This window comes from Nocardia sp. NPDC047654, assembly GCF_043205035.1.
GTDB lineage: Bacteria > Actinomycetota > Actinomycetes > Mycobacteriales > Mycobacteriaceae > Nocardia.
Map to the genome: position 1 here is coordinate 31,330 of NZ_JBIDDF010000028.1, position 15,776 is coordinate 47,105.

The following is a 15,776-nucleotide window of genomic DNA, read 5'->3' on the forward strand; positions in this document are numbered from 1 at the left end:
TCAGGCAATCTGCGGCGTCGCGTTCACTTCCGCCGCGCCTTCCACGATTCGAGCGATCAACTGAGCGTGAGTCGCGATCATGTTGTGCCCGGCCGAGACCACCACTTCCTCGACCTCATTGCCCAGGTTGCGAATGATCTGCGCGGCGAGTTCAGGACCGACCGCGGCGTCTCGTTCACCGCGCACGTAAATCGTCCGGACCCGCGGCATGCCAGACCGGTCGACAGGAGTCGCGATCGGCAGCGGCGGCTCCGGCACCAAACGACGCAGCCGCGGATCGATCTCATCCGGGCGCAGGTCTTCGAGACCGAGCATATAGCTGGCTACTTCGAATGGAGGAACGGGGAACAAACCTCCCACATCGAGCACCGCACCGGGATCGGCAGGGTTCAACAACTGTGCCACCGTCTGTCCCTCGGCGGGCCCCAACGCAGCGACAAACACCATCGCATGGACACGGTCCCCCAGCGCGGCCGCGAGCCCCGGAAGCGTGAGACCCCCGAGCGAATGGCCAACCAGAATCAGGCGTCCGGCCTCCAGATCGGATGCCTGCGCGGCGGCCGAGAACACCCAGTCCTCCAAAGTTATGGACAGAAGCTGCTCGGAGCTTGCGCCACGCCCTGGAAGATCGACAGCAACCGACGGGAAGCTCAGCTCTCGTCGAAGGTTGTCCCAACACCAGCCACCATGCAGGCCACCGTGAACGAGAATGACTCCCAAATCACCGGTCCTACCATCGGAGTTATCGAGCTCGGATGTACCCATACTCCGCTTTCTTTGGCACGCCCTTCGCCGTAACCACTCGTCCTGCAATTAGGGATACTCTACAGTTCGTTTAGATGCGCGTCCCCGGATCTGGCCAATCAGATTCGGGGACGCCGCCGGAATCACGATCCACCCGCTCGCCGGCCTCGGGGTACCTGCCGATCCCGTGCAGGTGCCGCAGCATCCGATGCTTGGCGAGAGAAGCCTCCTTGGCGATGATGGCGTCGACAATCCGGCCGTGTGCGTACCGGCGGCCGACTGATGGCCTTCCACCGCATCCTGCTCGACTGGTTTGATCTCGGGTGTCAACCGTGCCATGACCTCGAGAAACACCCGCAGCGCCGGAGCGCCGGTCAGATCGGCGATCAGCAGATGCAGACTGTTGCTTCCAGGTGCCCACCGGACTCCTGAAGCCGCTCCTGCCGAGCGAGCGTCTCGCGCAACATGACAACTCCGTCTTCGTCTATCCGCTCGGCAACAAGCTCGACAATCGTCAACTCCACGGCACGCCGAGCCTCAAAAATGTCCCGCGGGCTCACCTCGTGAAGTTGCAGATACATCGCCGCCGACCTGGCCACCGACGCAGCATGCGGTTCGGTGACCATCAGCCCCCCGCCAGGCCCGCGCCGCATACGACCGATCTCGTCACGTTCCAAGAGCCGCGCCGCTTCTCGGAACACCGCACGACTGACACCGGGCTCGGCCACCAACTCGGGCTCCGCCCCGATAATCGCACCAACCGGGTAGCGAAGTTCAGCGATCCGGCAATCAGCTTCTTCGCGACCACCTCGGCAAGTTCGACTGCGGATTCACCAGCATCCCGCACGGCACCTGCTGGCAGAAGACCGTCGGCGAGCGTCTTCGGTCATCCTCACGCACTTGCCCCCCGGCTTCCGCATATCGCCGCGGAGGTCAACACCAACCGATTCCGCGACACCGACAACGCCGACCAGCACCGCCCGCCCGGTGGACAACTCCCCCCAGCTGGTCGGTGCGGCCGGAACCATTTCCTCGGAACAACCCGTCACACACACAAAACGATAACCATGATTTAGTGTACTCTTCTATTGGTGGCCGTGTCAGCGAGTTCGTAGCCCGGCTGAGTGAGATGCGATCGGAGTAGGTATGTCTGATGGTTTGATTCATGGTGAGATCACCGAGGAATCCCTGGCCAAGATGCGAGCACGGATCGGGACCCCGAACCCCACCCTGCGTACCGGGTTCGTCGACTGGCCCTGGAACGAAACAGCCAGCATCGACTCCATCCGCCAATACACCCACGGATACGGCGACCTCAATCCCCTCTACACCAACCCCGAGTACGCCGCCGGTACCCGCTGGGGAACAGTCATCGCCCCACCCGGATACGAATGGACCATGGGCATCGACCGATCCCCCACCGTCAGCGACGAACTGCGCGAAGCCACCCGCGGAGCCCTACGCGGAGTCCACCTGTTCAACGCCGGCCACGAAGGCTGGTACTACCGGCCCATCACCCCCGGAACCCGCCTCTACCGCAGCAGCGTCCTCGCCGACGTCGAAGTCAAAAAATCCGAATTCGCCGGCACCTCCGCCATCGCCACCAACGAACACCGCTGGTACGACGAGGACGGCACCACCTACGCCATCCGCCGCCCCTGGTACATCCACGCCGAACGCAAAAAAGTCGACTCCGACAACAAATACGCCAAAGACCAACGCGCCCACTACACCGACGCCGAAATCGACGCAATCGACGCCGCCTACGACGCCGAATACATCCGCGGCGACGACACCCTCTACTACGAAGACGCCCACATCGGCACCCAACTACCACCCATGGTCAAAGGCCCCCTCACCATCACCGACCTCATGAACTTCTTCATGGGCGCCGGCTGGTACGGCTACGGCTTCCCCGCCCTGCGCCTCGCCCGCGAAAACCGACGCACCCTCCGAGGCTTCTACAGCCGCAACGACTTCAACTCCTGGGACGCCATCATGCGCATCCACTGGGAAGACCACACCGCCCGCGACATCGGCGTCCCCGCCGCCTACGACATCGGCCCCATCCGCTGGACCTGGCTCACCCACTACTGCACCAACTACGCCGGCAACAACGGCTGGGTCTTCAACGTCCGCGCCGAATTCCGCCGCTTCAACTACATCGGCGACACCACCTGGATCACCGGCCACATCACCGACAAACGCATCGACCCACAACACGGCCCCCTCATCGAACTCCAACTCACCGGCACCAACCAACGCCACCAACAAAACATCCGAGGCACCGCCACCATCCTCCTCCCCTCCCACCAACACGGACCCATCCAACTCCCCACCCACCAACCACAAAACACCCACTAAACAACCGACTTGTTCGAGATGGTGGTGCACTGCATTCGCGACACCACCATCTCGCCTACTCACCCAGAACCTCGACCCGAGTCGCAGACGGACACACCATCCGCTCCTCGGACATCAAAGAGGTTTCGTCCGAACGACTCTCGCGCTTCGATACGTTGTTCTATCTCAGCTATTCCGCGCAGGATCATCGCGCTGACAGCATCCGCTTCGGCTGCGCCTGCGGGCGGCATGGTAGATGCACAAACACCGGTGGGCCGCTCACTCGATACTCCGAGTCATTGGGGCCGAACCAGTACGCGGCGAGCGGTCTCGGATGCGCGTTGATGTAATCGATCGTCTCGACGAGATGGTCGTAGGTGAAGACGACGATCACCGGGCCGAAGGTCTCCTCGGTGGCAATCTTCATGGCAGGGGTGACACCGACGGAATTCTTCATCAGTCGGCCAGGTTCTCGGGCACCGTCCTCACCGGGCCGAGCGCACCGGCCACGTCGCTGCGCAGATTGGCCAAGGCGGTGCCGGCTTCCGAAGTCAGCGTCGAGCGCGGCCGAGATCTCCTCTGCCGATTCCAGCGCGGCAAGAACGAAACGATCGATTCGATCCAACTTGTCTCGACGTCCGGTAAGACTTCGGAGGCGAACGCGCGTCGCTGACAGTCCAGGAGTTCGCGCAACACCTCCGGTGTCGGATCGGTTGGAAGCGGGTGTGCACTGACGCTGTCCACTGCAGTCATGCCCAGGTCCTTCCTCGAATGCGGTGAGCCGGTCAGGGCTGCCGGCCGAATGTTCCGGTCGTGTGGTGACGGTTCTTCGGTCACCGCCGGGCCTTGCGATCAACTCGGGTTGCCGGGCGAGCAGCCGCTCGATGAAGACAGCGGATCGGATTGAAGCCCCAGACAGCAGGCAACTCTCCGACGAGCAACTCCGCCGGAGTACAGTATACTCTTAACTTCCCCTGTAGCGAATGAGCTTCGTCGAATGCTCGACTTACTCGGATAATCGATCAAACCCCCTCCCGGCGCACATAGTATAGACTACTCTTTTATTCAGCCGTTCCGATTCGGCGGCCGCCGACAAACGATGAAGTGGGAGGTCTGGTGGGCGTCACGACATGGGGATTCAGCGTTCCCTTTCAAGGGCTGACGTTGCCCGAACACACCGATTTCTGGTCGGAACTGGCCGACCACGGGTACGGCAGTGTTTGGACCTCAGAGTCCGCGAGTACGGACGCAATCACACCGCTGGGACTGGCCGCGGCCGAACCCCGCCTGGACCTCGGTTGCGCGGTGGTCTCGACGTTCACCCGCGCGCCGTCGGTACTTGCCGTAACCGCGGCCACCCTCGCACGGGTCGCCCCTGGGCGCGTGCGATTCGGACTGGGGGCGTCGTCGCCGAACATCGTCTCCGGCTGGAACGGAATCGCGTTCGACCACCCCTATTCGAAGACCCGCGATGTACTGCGATTTCTCCGGCAAGCGCTGGCCGGAGAGCGTGTGCGGGACCACTTCGACACATTCAGTTCCAACGGGTTCCGGCTCGTCGACCCGCCGAGTCAGCCACCAGAGTTGTTACTTGCCGCGCTCAGGCCGCGCATGCTGGCCCTGGCGGGAGACGAAGCGGACGGCGTCATTCTCAACTGGGTGAGCGCGAGTGACGTGCGGCGACTGGTCGACGAGGTCCGCTCACGCAATCCGAAGGCCCGGATTGTAGACCGCGTAATGGTGTGTCCCACAGGCGATTTCAACTTGGTACACAAAACGCTGGCGCCTATCGTGGCGGCCTACCTCTCCACTCCGGTGTATCGAAAGTTCTACGAATGGCTCGGTCACGCCTCGTGGGTGGATCCGGTCGCGAGCGCGTGGGAACAAGGCGAGCGGTCGGCAGCGATCGCCGCCGTTCCCGACGAGCTGATCGACGCGGTATGCGTCTGGGGCACTCCTGAGCGCTGCCGATCCGGGCTGTCGGCCTACGCGGATGCGGGTGTCACAGACCCGGTACTGGCACTGGTCAGCTCCACTCCGGTCGACAGAAGCACCGTGGCAAAGCTATTGCCAGTCGATCTCGATCGTCAAGCCCATGCGGGAAAGGACAACAGGTAGATGGCATACGTGGTACCCGAACGGATACGTCCACTGCGCGAGCAGGTTCGGCGATTCGTCGACGATCGGATCATCCCGCACGAGCGGCTCCTACTGCGCGGCGGCGACGAAGCGGATGCGTTGCGCACCAGGCTGATCACCGAGGCCAAGTCCGAAGGTCTCTGGGCAATGGGTCATCCCGCCGATATCGGCGGGCGCGGTCTGCCCTGGCTCGATTACGCCTACGTCAACGAAGTCATCGGCCGGTCGGATCCGGCGATGCACATATTCGGTTCCTATTCTGTGCAGACGTGTCTGATGCTGGACAAGGCCGTCACCGACAGTCAGCGCGCGCAGATTCTGCTGCCGGCGGTGCAGGGCGAGTTCCATGTCGCGTTCGCGGTGACCGAACCGGGTGCAGCCAGCTCCGATCCCACGACCATCACCACCACTGCCCGCCTCGAAGGTGACGAATGGGTCATCAACGGCCGCAAGTGGTACACGAGCGCGGCGCGCACGTCCGACTGGATTTGCGTCATGTGCCGCACGGAATCCGACGACGCGCCACGACACGAGCGGTTCTCGATGATCCTGGTACCGAGTTCGGCGCCTGGCTACACAATCGAACGTGACGTCTTCGTCATGGGCCTGAACTCCAATCATCCCGAATGCAGCTACACCGATGTGCGAGTCCCGCGGGAAAACCTGCTCGGTGAACGCGGACAAGGCTTCTCGCTGTTCCAGACCCGGCTCGGGCCGGCGCGCTTGACGAACTGCATGCGCTGGCTGGGTCAGGCGCAGCGCGCGTTCGACCTCATGTGCGATCGCATCAACACCCGGCAGGTTCGAGGTGGTGTTCTCGCTGACAAGCAACTCATGCAGCACTACGTCTACCAGTCCTACACCGACATCCACACCGCGCGGATGATGGTGCTCGACGCAGCCGAGAAGATGGATGCGGGCCGGCAAGCCCGCGTCGAGATCAGTGCGGTGAAGACATACGCAGCGAACATGCTGCAGCGGGTCCTCGATCGAGCGGTACAGGTGCACGGTGCACTGGGGGTCTGCGACGACACCCCGCTCGAGCAGATGTACCGGATGGCACGCATCTATCGGATCGTCGACGGTCCGGACGAGGTGCACATCGAGCGAGTGGGCAAGACCATCTTGAAGCAGTACGCGGAAGGCCGCGGTTGGGACTTCGCGACGAAATGACGGCCGACGCGAATTCGCGAAACGACGAGAACCGCAGGACAGTAGATCTCGCCGAGCTGACGGACCGAATTGACGCGGCGGCCGCACAGTCAGGGGCCGGGCGTCTCACACATCTCGAGCGAATGGCTGGAGGAGCATCCGGACTGACGTACCGAGCGACTCTCACTGATCCGGCCGGGACCACGGTCATGATCGTCAAGATGGCCCCACCTGGTCTGGCCCCCATCAAGAATCGCGATGTGCTGCGGCAGGCTCGCGCGATCTCCGGACTGGCGGCCGTGCCCGAGGTACGCGTGCCGCGTGTCCTGTTCGTCGATGAAGGCGAACCACCGAGTGTGCCACCGCTGTTCGCGATGTCGTTCGAACCGGGAGAGTGTCTGGAGCCGATCTTCGGATACGGCCCGCTGCCCTCGCCGACCGAGGTGGGCAACCGGGTTATGGCGGCCGCCTGGATGCTCGGCGCTCTGCACCGTGTGAGCCCGAATGAAATCGGCCTGGGAGACGAGCCGGTCATCGCACTGACCGCGGAGATCGACAAGTGGGTGCGCGCATTCAGTACCGTTCCCGAGGAATTTCGCGGCAGGGCGGACGAGGCGGCTGCGCTACTGCGAGCGGACGTGCCTGAGCAATCCCGCACATCGCTGGTGCACGGCGATTACCGTCTCGGCAATATGCTGTGCCAGGGCGGCGAGGTCAACGCGATCGTCGACTGGGAGCTGTGGGCCATGTCCGACCCACGCCTGGATCTGGGCTGGTTCCTCCTGCACCATGACACCGCGGGCAACCCTCATCAGCAATGCACGGCGCCCGGGATGCCGTCGGTCGACCGCATCGTGGCCATGTATGAGGAGTCCTCCCGCACGACGGTGACAGACCTGGCGTGGTTCGCCGCGCTGGTCCGGTTCAAACAGGCCTCCGCGGGTGCGCTGCTGCTCAAACGAAAGCCGCTGCGCCCAGACAGCGACGAGTTGCGCATGCAGGCGCAACGACTGCGTACCGAAGTCGACCAGTCGATTTCGATGCTGTCCTCTGCTCGATGAAGGAGTGATTATGGAGCGGGTCCTCGTCACAGGTTGCTCGACCGGCATCGGCCGTGAAGTGGCAATAGAGTTGACACGCAAGGGATATGAGGTGGTGGCGACCGCACGCGACAAGGAACGGCTGGCCGATCTCGATGTCGCGCAACGGCTTTGCCTGGACGTGACCGACGATGCGTCAGTGGCCGCAGCGGTCGAAGCGGCCGGACCGATCGATGTCCTGATCAACAACGCGGGAATCAGCGTATGGGGGCCGATCGAGACCACACCACTCGATGCGGTGCAGTCGATCTTCGAGACGAATGTGCTGGGCGTGGTGCGCGTGACTCAGGCGTTCCTGCCGGCGATGCGCGAACGCGGCCGGGGCGCCGTGGTCAATATGTCGTCGGCCGCAGGGCGCACCCGCGCCCGGCCGATTCTCGGCTGGTACTCCGCGACCAAACATGCTCTGGAGGTGCTGACCGAGGTATTGCGTTGGGAGGTAGGACATCTCGGGATCCGAGTGATCCTCATCGAACCTGGGGCGGTCGAGTCCAACTTCCCGCAGAACCGGAAGGTCGCCGGTCTGGACCGGCCGCCCTACGACGAGATCGGCCGTCGTTTCATGGCCACGGTCGCGGCACAGCGAACGACGCCCTACCCCGCCTCCGAGGTGGCGGCGGTAGTGGTCCAGGCGCTGGCCGAGGAGACTCCCCGGCTCCGGTGGTACGGCAGCCCGGATGCCGAAGAGCTCATCGAGAAGAGTCTGTCCGCCACCGACGAAGAGACCGAGCGCGCCATGCGTTCGATGTTGAATTCGTAGTTATGGACCAAGACATCCACTGCGGTGCAGGTGAATTCACCGACCGGCCGCGGTTCGAATGTCGACAGGAGAGAGGTTGTGACGATGGATCCGGATACGGTGCTCGCCACGCAGCCCATCAAGCGGCCTACGGAGTGGAAACCAGAGGAGGTGATCCTCTACCACCTTGGCCTGGGCGCAGGCGCACACCCGGTCGACACTGAGCATTTGCGGTACGTCTTCGAAGCGGACCTGAAGGTACTGCCCACCTTCGGGGTGATCACCGCGCAGCCGGTGGCGAGAGAGATGCTCACCGCACCCGGAATAGTGTTCGACCCTATGCTCATGCTGCACGGTGAACAGGAACTCGTGGTCCATCGTCGACTGCCGGCGCTCGGTGCGGGCACCACGAGCACCGGTCGCATCGTCGGCCTGTACGACAAGGGCAAGGCCGCGGTCCTGGTGACCGAGGTGGTGCTGGCCGACGGCGACGGGCCGTTGTGTACCAACCGATTCAGCAGCTTTCTGCGAGGTGCGGGCGGATTCGGTGGCGATCCGGGACCGGCGACGAGCAAGAGGACACCCACCCGGGCCCCGGATGCCGTGTATGAATTGCGGACGCTTCCACAGCAGGCCGCTCTCTACCGGCTCAGCGGCGATCACAATCCACTGCATATAGATCCCGAGTTCGCCGAACGAGCGGGATTCCAGCGCCCCATCACACACGGCCTGTGCACATGGGGCATGGCGTGCAAACTGGTGGTGGACGAGATCCTCGGCGGCGACACCACCGCAGTTGGTTCGTGGAGCGGGCGCTTCTCCGGCGTGGTCTACCCCGGGGAGACTCTCATCGTGTCGACATGGCAGGACGCCGATCGGATCGGAGTCGAGGTGTCGAGCAAAGAGCGCGCCGAACCGGTGCTCAGCAACGGATCATTGACCATTCGCCACTGACGGAACGTGGCCCGAGCAGTGTTTGCCTCGGGCCACGCTCTTTGTCCTACTCCGCCTCCAGCGCAGTACCGTTCGCGATCAACGCGTCGACCCGGTCCGGCGCGATCCCCCAGGCGAGCAGACCCGCGCGTGTGTTCTCTCCTGGTACCGCCGGCGCCGCACCGATCGCGGCCGGGGTGGCGCTGAATTTGGGCGCGGGTGCGGGCTGGACGACGCCGTGCACATCGACGAATGTGCCACGTGACCGCATGTGCGGATCGGTGATGGCCTCATCGATGTCCAGCACGGGAGCCACGCAGGCATCCACGCCGTCGAACACCGCCATCCACTCGTCACGTGTGCGAGTCAGGAAGACCTCGGCGAACCGCTTTTTCAAAGCAGGCCACCGATCTCGATCGTTTTGCTGATCGAGTAGCGCCTGATCCGCGATCCCCATCCCCTCGACGAGGATCGCGAAGAATTGCGGCTCGATAGCGCCCACGCTCAGGTATCGCCCGTCGGCGGTTTCGTAGACCTCGTAGAACGGCGCGCCGGTGTCGAGAAGGTTTTCGCCACGACCTCGCCACTGTCCCATCGCGCGCAGCGTGTGCACAACGGTCGCCAGCCAGGCGGCCGCATCCACCATCGCGACATCGACTACCTGCCCTGTGCCGGTCGCCCGTGCGTGCGTGATTCCGGACAGGATGGAGACCGCACACATCATCGCGCCACCGCCGAAGTCACCGACCAGATTCATCGGCGGCACCGGGCGTTCTCCGGCGCGACCGAACAGGCCGAGTACCCCAGCCCGCGCGATGTAGTTGATGTCGTGCCCCGCGCGCGGAGCCATCGGCCCGGTCTGGCCCCATCCGGTCATGCGCGCGAAGACCAGCCCCGGATTACGCGCGAGGCACTGCTCAGGACCCACACCCAGGCGCTCGGCTACGCCGGGACGGAATGGGTCGATGAGAGCATCCGCCTGTGCGACCAGGTCGAGCACCAGTTCGGCACCGTCGGGTGAGCTCAGATCCACACCGACCGATGGGCGACCGCGGTTCATCAGATCGGCCCGCGCGTCCGCCGCGGACCTCGGCTTCCGCCCGGGACGCTCGATCCGCAGAACGTCGGCGCCGAGGTCGGCCAGCACCATGCCGCAAAAGGGCCCTGGCCCGGTCCCGACAAGCTCGACGACGCGGACGGTGGACAGCGGTCCCATGGGCACTCCTATTGTTTGTTCAGCACTGGTGTTGTGTAGGCGTCAGACGCGAGGACTCCGGCGGGCCTGTGAGCTTCGCGCAGCGTTACCGTTGGGGCCAGTAAGCGTCGCGGATCTGCCGCTTGTACAGCTTCCCGTTCTCGCCACGCGGAAGTTCGGGCACGAAATCGACTGTCCGGGGGCACTTGTAATGCGCGAGGGCACGGCGGCAGTCTTCGATCAATCGTCGCGCCAGTTCCGGCCCCGCGGCCGCGCCAGGTGTGGTCACCACCACGGCCTTGACCTCTTCGCCGAACTCGTCGTTGGGAGCTCCAATGACCGCGGCGTCATCGACGGCGGGGTGAGTGATCAAGAAGTCCTCGACCTCTTGCGGATAGATGTTGACGCCTCCGGAAATGATCAGGTGCGATCGGCGGTCGCTCAGGTAGAGGTAGCCGTCGGCATCCAGATGGCCGACGTCATCGGCTGTCGTCCAGCCCTTCGGATGCCGCGACCTCGCAGTCTTCTCGGCGTCTCCGTGGTACGCGAACGGCTCGCCGACAGTCTCGAAGTAGATGGCGCCGGTCTCCCCCACAGGAAGTTCGTTGCCGTCGCCGTCGACGATATGGGCGACGCCGACCTTCGGCCGGCCGACCGAGCCCCGATGCGTCAGCCACTCCTGCGGCGATATCCAGCAGTATCCGATGCCCTCGGTACCCGCGTAGTACTCGTAGACGATGGGGCCGAGCCAGTCGAGCATCGCCTCCTTGACCGGAATGGGGCACGGTGCCGCGGAATGGATTACCGACGAGAGGCTGCTGAGGTCATAGCTGGTGCGCACGTCTTCGGGAAGTCGCAGCGCGCGGATGAGCATGGTAGGCACAACCTGAACGCACGTCACCGCGTACTGCTCGATGCCCCGCAGCATTCCCTCGGCGTCGAAGCGCTCCATCACGATCGCCGTCGCGCCGATCCGGTGCATCGCGGTTGTGTACCAAAGCCCTGCACCGTGGTACAGCGGAGCCGGGCACAGGTATCGGGTGTCGGAACCCCAACCGTAGAGCTCGCACAGACTGTCCAGCCAGGGATCCGCCGCGGCGAACGCACCCTCCGGGAGGGGCCGCTTCACCCCCTTCGGGCGCCCCGTGGTGCCGGCCGAGTACTTCATCGAACTTCCCTGCGACTCATCGAGAATCGGTTCCGTCGGTTCGGTTCGCACCGTCTCCTCGTACGTGCGGAATCCGTGAATCGTTCCCTCGACGGAAATCAGCAGGGGCACCTCTGGGACCAGCCGCATCATCTCCTCGGCAGTCGCCGAGTAGCGGGCTGACACGAACAGCACCGTACAACCCGAGTCGCGCACGATGTACGCCGCTTCAGCGGCACTCAACCGGACATTGATCGGCGTGTAGTAACAGCCAGCACGCGTTGCGCCCCAGATGATTTCGAAGGCGGTCGGGCAATTCTCCAGAAGGTACGCGACATGGTCGCCGCGGCGCAGCCCGGCACGACGCATCGCCTGCGCGACCTGATTCGACCCACGCTCGAGTTCGGCGTAGGTGAGTGTCGCGCCGCTGGAGGCCATCACCACGGCCGGCTTGTCTGGGGTCCGCTCGGCGAACATGCCGAGGAACATGGGCGCAGGGCTGGTCCGCGTCAATGAGGCTCCTGTGGTGACCACGAGGCCCGCAGCGCTGCGAGCGATAGTTACTCAGTATAAATGAGGACACTGTTGCTCGGGAAGACTTGAGATCTTCCGTCACCAACTTGACCCACCTACGCGATGAACCCTGCCAGAATCGCGCGCATAGTAGCGTCAATGACGCGTCAATTAGTAAAAATCGGGCAGAAAATCTGACCGTTGCGCCAAGTGTGACCCACGTCTACTCTGAGCCCAATTAGTACACTCTTAAGAAGTGGAGTGTCAGTCCTCATTGTGGAGGCTCCTGTGACTGTCCCAATACAATTCGCGTTGCTCGGCTTGGGGGCAGGTGCCGCTTACGGTCTTGCCGCGCTGGGACTCGTGTTGGTTTATCGAGGTTCGGGAGTCATCAACTTCGCACATGGCGCCGTGGGGATGATCGGCACATTCGCGTTCTACGAGCTCCACGATGTACGCCACTGGAGCTTCGCATCGGCCGCCGTACCGGCATTGGTCGTGTGCGCCCTGCTGGGCGTCGCGATTCAGTTGCTGGTCATGGGGCCACTACAGCACAGTTCAGGCCTTGCCAAACTGCTGGCCACCCTTGGCGTGCTGACTACCCTGGAGGGACTGGCAGGCCTTCGGTACCACTCGGGCTCGGTCGTGGTCGCGTCATCACTACCTCGGTCGACGGTGCAGATCGCCGGTGCTGTCATCGGGTGGGACCGCCTGCTCATCTTCGCCTTGGTCGTAGTGCTCGTCGCGATCTTGTTCGCCCTCTACCGTTACAGCAAGTTCGGCATAGCTACCGCCGCAGTTGCCGAAAATCCGCGTGCCGCAGCGCATCTGGGACACTCGCCGACCGCAATCGCGTGCGCTAACTGGGCGATGGGTTCGATGTTGGCGGGTCTGGCGGGGATATTGCTCGCTCCGATCACCGGCCTTTCGGTGGCCGGCCTGACTTTGCTGGTCATCCCGGCACTGGCCGCGGCCGTGGTGGGGCGGATGCTGTCGTTCCCGGTGACGCTGCTGGCAGGTGTGCTGATCGGCGTCGCGCAATCCGAGATAACTCGTTACGTAAGCTCGCCGGGATGGGCCAACGCAGTCCCCTTCTTCGTCATCATCGTCATGCTGTCATTGCGAGGGACCGGACTCCCGACGCGCGGCACCGAATCACAACGGATGCCGGCAGTCGGCCTGGGTCGAATCCGACTATGGCTCCTAGCAATCGCACTGGCGGTCGTAATCGGTCTGGTACAGGTGGTCCCACCGGAGTGGGTCGATGGCATCACCGTATCGATAACCGTCGCGATTGTGGTGCTGTCCATCGTGGTCGTCACCGGATACGCCGGCCAGGTATCGCTCGCACAGTGGATGATGGCCGGTTTGGGGGCCTGGATCGCCGCGAAACTGGTCACTTCTGCCGGATTCTCGATGCTGGCCGCGCTGTTGATCGCGGTGGTGGTCATGATTCCCATCGGGGTGGTCATCGGACTACCCGCCTTGCGATCGAGGGGCGATCAGCTGGCGATCGTCACACTGGGCGTCAGCGTCGCGATCGAGCAGTTGATCTTCAACTCGCCTGCACTCACCGGCGGCAGCACCGGGTTGCAGGTCGGCTTCCCCACCGTCTTCGGGATCGATGTCGACAACATAATCCATCCGCGGTCCTACGCGGTGGTCTCGATATGCCTGTTCACGATCTGTGCGGTGGCCGTGGCCAACCTGCGGCGGGGTCGCGCCGGGCGCGGACTACTAGCGCTGCGATCGAACGAACGGGCCGCCGCGTCGCTGGGCGTGTCGGTCACCGGCGGCAAGCTCTACGCATTCGCTTTCGCCGGGATGGTAGCCGCGGTCGGTGGGGTGGTCTTCTCGTTCCGCAACCCCGCTGTCCTGTTCAGCGACTATCCGGCATTCCAATCTGTCACCGTCGTCGGCTATGCCGTCATCGGCGGGCTCGGCTTCGTCACGGGCCCATTGGTGGGTTCGGCCCTGCAACCCGGCGGCGTCGGAACCACCCTCGGCAACCTGTTCGGAGAGGGAATCGAACAGTATCTCCTGGTGGCGAGCGGTCCGCTGCTCATTCTCACGGTGGTCGCCAATGTCGACGGTGTTGTCGCCTCGGAAATCCGGCGTTGGAGCAGCGTCGGCAAGAGGATCACGGGGAGGATTCGCCGAAACCGGCCTGCTGACGTCAGTGTGTCTGAGCCCGCCGCCAACGCGGGAACCGGAACGGATGCCGTCGCCCGGAAGGCGACCAGGGTCACCGAGCAGGCGCTCGAGATCAGCGATATCGCGGTGCGCTTCGGCGCAACCGAAGTACTACGGAACGTATCGCTGGACGTCCAGCCCGGGTCCGTCGTGGGCCTGATAGGGCCGAACGGAGCAGGTAAAACGACATTGATCGACGTGATCACCGGCTTCGTCACTCCCTCGCACGGCACTGTGAAGTTGAACGGCGAACCAGTCCACCGCGCTGCGTACCAGCGTGCTCGGACCGGGATCGCGCGGTCGTATCAGTCGCTCGAACTGTTCGACGACATGACGGTGCTCGAGAACCTCCGGATAGCCGCCGAGCGCTGCCGATGGTGGAACTACATCACCGATCCTATTTTCCCGGGCCACCCCACCACCTCACCGGCGATGGCCGAGGCGATCGAGGTATTCCGCCTCGGGGAAGTACTCGACAAGCGCCCGAGCGAACTACCGTACGGCCAGCGCAGGCTGGTCGCCATCGCCCGCGCGGTGGCGTCGGAGCCCTCCGTCTTGCTCCTGGACGAACCCGCGGCGGGTTTGAGCGAAGTGGAACGCGACGAACTCGGAGAGCTGGTCACTCACCTCGCACGCGAGCGCGGGATCGCCATCCTGCTGATCGAGCACGACGTGGAACTCGTCATGCGGTTGTGTGAGCGGATCGTCGCCCTCGATTTCGGCCAGGTGATCGCACAAGGGTCTCCCGCCGAAATTCGCGAGAACGCCGCGGTTGTCGCCTCCTATCTCGGCGCAGTGGCGACCGAAGAGATCGCGATCGACGACGAAATCCGCTCCGTCCGAATCGATTCCCAGGAGGTCCGGTCATGACCACATCGAACACGTTGCTGGCGGCCGAAAAGATTGCCGCGGGGTACAACGGCATCCCGGTCCTGGAGAACGTCTGTCTTCATGTCGAGCCTGGTGAGGTCGTGACGTTGCTCGGGGCGAACGGCGCGGGCAAGACGACGACACTCCTGACTTTGGCCGGCAATCTCCGACCGCTTCAGGGCCAGGTCGTTTGGAAAGGCCGTCCCATCCGGACGCCTCCCTACCGACGCAGCCGAGAAGGCATGGCGTTCCTGACCGAGGAACGTGCCGTATTCACGAAATTGACCACCGCGGAAAATCTTCGGCTCGGGCGGGGCGGGGTTCGCGCGGCACTCGACATCACCCCTGAGCTCGAAAAGCTCCTCGATCGCAAGGCTGGGCTGCTCTCCGGCGGCGAACAACAGATGCTTGCCCTCACCCGGGCCATCGCGGCCCGCCCCGCGGTATTGCTCGCCGACGAATTGTCACTGGGCCTTGCGCCGAAGATGGCTCGGCGGCTGCTCGACGCCGTCCGGAAGGCGGCCGACTCCGGGATCGGCGTCATCCTCGTGGAGCAGCATGTCCGCAACGCACTGTCCATCGCCGACCGTGGATACGTACTTCGACGCGGCCGTGTGGTCATGACCGGAACGTCCGCCGAATTGCTCTCGCGCATCGGTGATATCGAGGCAAATTACCTCGCTGGCCCCAGCACATCCGAATAGAAAT

At 63.8% G+C, this 15,776-nt stretch carries 14 protein-coding genes; 8 read left to right on the top strand and 6 right to left on the bottom strand.

All coding sequences use genetic code 11. The features are described 5' to 3' along the window. Both ACGF7Y_RS35410 and ACGF7Y_RS35415 read right to left on the bottom strand, forming a co-directional pair. Positions 1–765 (bottom strand): alpha/beta fold hydrolase, encoded by a 765-nt coding sequence (locus tag ACGF7Y_RS35410; protein WP_195065998.1) that lies wholly within the window; start codon positions 763–765, stop codon positions 1–3. A 365-nt stretch (positions 766–1,130) separates the two neighbouring features. Next, positions 1,131–1,472, bottom strand: coding sequence for an FCD domain-containing protein (locus tag ACGF7Y_RS35415; RefSeq protein WP_324196011.1), 342 nt, complete (start codon positions 1,470–1,472; stop codon positions 1,131–1,133). A 418-nt stretch (positions 1,473–1,890) separates the two neighbouring features. On the opposite strand from ACGF7Y_RS35415, the gene ACGF7Y_RS35420 reads away from it, so the two are divergent. Then, on the top strand, positions 1,891–3,108 hold the full coding sequence (locus ACGF7Y_RS35420) for a MaoC family dehydratase N-terminal domain-containing protein (RefSeq protein WP_195065997.1): 1,218 nt from the start codon (positions 1,891–1,893) through the stop codon (positions 3,106–3,108). Positions 3,109–3,292: 184 nt separating this feature from the next. Here ACGF7Y_RS35420 and ACGF7Y_RS35425 read toward each other — a convergent pair whose 3' ends face one another. Further along, positions 3,293–3,544, bottom strand: a complete 252-nt coding sequence (locus ACGF7Y_RS35425) for an aldehyde dehydrogenase family protein (protein WP_195065996.1) — start codon at positions 3,542–3,544, stop codon at positions 3,293–3,295. Next, positions 3,544–3,924, bottom strand: coding sequence for a hypothetical protein (locus ACGF7Y_RS35430; protein WP_393241971.1), 381 nt, complete (start codon positions 3,922–3,924; stop codon positions 3,544–3,546). The genes ACGF7Y_RS35425 and ACGF7Y_RS35430 overlap by 1 nt, the downstream gene beginning before the upstream one ends. Positions 3,925–4,203: 279 nt before the next feature. Between ACGF7Y_RS35430 and ACGF7Y_RS35435 the strand changes: the two genes are divergently transcribed. The 5 genes from ACGF7Y_RS35435 to ACGF7Y_RS35455 all read left to right on the top strand — a co-directional run bounded on the left by ACGF7Y_RS35435 (position 4,204) and on the right by ACGF7Y_RS35455 (position 9,171). Then, positions 4,204–5,205 carry an LLM class F420-dependent oxidoreductase gene (locus ACGF7Y_RS35435; RefSeq protein ID WP_195065994.1) on the top strand — a complete coding sequence of 334 codons (1,002 nt, stop codon included), beginning with the start codon at positions 4,204–4,206 and terminating at the stop codon, positions 5,203–5,205. Next, positions 5,206–6,399 carry an acyl-CoA dehydrogenase family protein gene (locus ACGF7Y_RS35440; RefSeq protein WP_393241974.1) on the top strand — a complete coding sequence of 398 codons (1,194 nt, stop codon included), beginning with the start codon at positions 5,206–5,208 and terminating at the stop codon, positions 6,397–6,399. A 122-nt stretch (positions 6,400–6,521) separates the two neighbouring features. Then, positions 6,522–7,439, top strand: a complete 918-nt coding sequence (locus ACGF7Y_RS35445; RefSeq protein WP_195065992.1) for a phosphotransferase family protein — start codon at positions 6,522–6,524, stop codon at positions 7,437–7,439. Positions 7,440–7,449: 10 nt separating this feature from the next. After that, complete coding sequence (locus ACGF7Y_RS35450) at positions 7,450–8,238, top strand: SDR family oxidoreductase (protein WP_195065991.1); 789 nt, start codon at positions 7,450–7,452, stop codon at positions 8,236–8,238. A gap of 84 nt (positions 8,239–8,322) precedes the next feature. After that, a complete protein-coding gene (locus ACGF7Y_RS35455; protein WP_195065990.1) occupies positions 8,323–9,171 on the top strand; it encodes a MaoC/PaaZ C-terminal domain-containing protein in 849 nt (282 codons plus the stop codon). A gap of 46 nt (positions 9,172–9,217) precedes the next feature. Here ACGF7Y_RS35455 and ACGF7Y_RS35460 read toward each other — a convergent pair whose 3' ends face one another. Further along, positions 9,218–10,366, bottom strand: a complete 1,149-nt coding sequence (locus ACGF7Y_RS35460; protein ID WP_195065989.1) for a CaiB/BaiF CoA-transferase family protein — start codon at positions 10,364–10,366, stop codon at positions 9,218–9,220. A gap of 85 nt (positions 10,367–10,451) precedes the next feature. Further along, positions 10,452–12,005 (bottom strand): acyl-CoA synthetase, encoded by a 1,554-nt coding sequence (locus ACGF7Y_RS35465; RefSeq protein WP_393241978.1) that lies wholly within the window; start codon positions 12,003–12,005, stop codon positions 10,452–10,454. 312 nt (positions 12,006–12,317) lie between these two features. Here ACGF7Y_RS35465 and ACGF7Y_RS35470 point away from each other — a divergent pair, with 312 nt between their 5' ends. Together ACGF7Y_RS35470 and ACGF7Y_RS35475 are read left to right on the top strand one after the other, a co-directional pair. After that, positions 12,318–15,068, top strand: a complete 2,751-nt coding sequence (locus ACGF7Y_RS35470) for an ATP-binding cassette domain-containing protein (protein ID WP_393241981.1) — start codon at positions 12,318–12,320, stop codon at positions 15,066–15,068. Further along, the gene (locus tag ACGF7Y_RS35475) at positions 15,065–15,772 is read left to right on the top strand and encodes an ABC transporter ATP-binding protein (protein WP_062986096.1); all 708 of its coding nucleotides are present in this window, start codon (positions 15,065–15,067) and stop codon (positions 15,770–15,772) included. The genes ACGF7Y_RS35470 and ACGF7Y_RS35475 overlap by 4 nt, the downstream gene beginning before the upstream one ends. The last annotated feature ends 4 nt before the right edge of the window (positions 15,773–15,776 follow it).

Excerpts from the sequence above, each read along its gene's own strand:
- ACGF7Y_RS35445 (WP_195065992.1), top strand. The coding sequence starts at position 6,522 with ATGGCTGGAGGAGCATCCGGACTGACGTACCGAGCGACTCTCACTGAT.
- ACGF7Y_RS35455 (WP_195065990.1), top strand. The coding sequence starts at position 8,323 with ATGGATCCGGATACGGTGCTCGCCACGCAGCCCATCAAGCGGCCTACG.
- ACGF7Y_RS35410 (WP_195065998.1), bottom strand. The coding sequence starts at position 765 with ATGGGTACATCCGAGCTCGATAACTCCGATGGTAGGACCGGTGATTTG.
- ACGF7Y_RS35460 (WP_195065989.1), bottom strand. The coding sequence starts at position 10,366 with ATGGGACCGCTGTCCACCGTCCGCGTCGTCGAGCTTGTCGGGACCGGG.
- ACGF7Y_RS35475 (WP_062986096.1), top strand. The coding sequence starts at position 15,065 with ATGACCACATCGAACACGTTGCTGGCGGCCGAAAAGATTGCCGCGGGG.
- ACGF7Y_RS35420 (WP_195065997.1), top strand. The coding sequence starts at position 1,891 with ATGTCTGATGGTTTGATTCATGGTGAGATCACCGAGGAATCCCTGGCC.
- ACGF7Y_RS35450 (WP_195065991.1), top strand. The coding sequence starts at position 7,450 with ATGGAGCGGGTCCTCGTCACAGGTTGCTCGACCGGCATCGGCCGTGAA.
- ACGF7Y_RS35425 (WP_195065996.1), bottom strand. The coding sequence starts at position 3,544 with ATGAAGAATTCCGTCGGTGTCACCCCTGCCATGAAGATTGCCACCGAG.
- ACGF7Y_RS35440 (WP_393241974.1), top strand. The coding sequence starts at position 5,206 with ATGGCATACGTGGTACCCGAACGGATACGTCCACTGCGCGAGCAGGTT.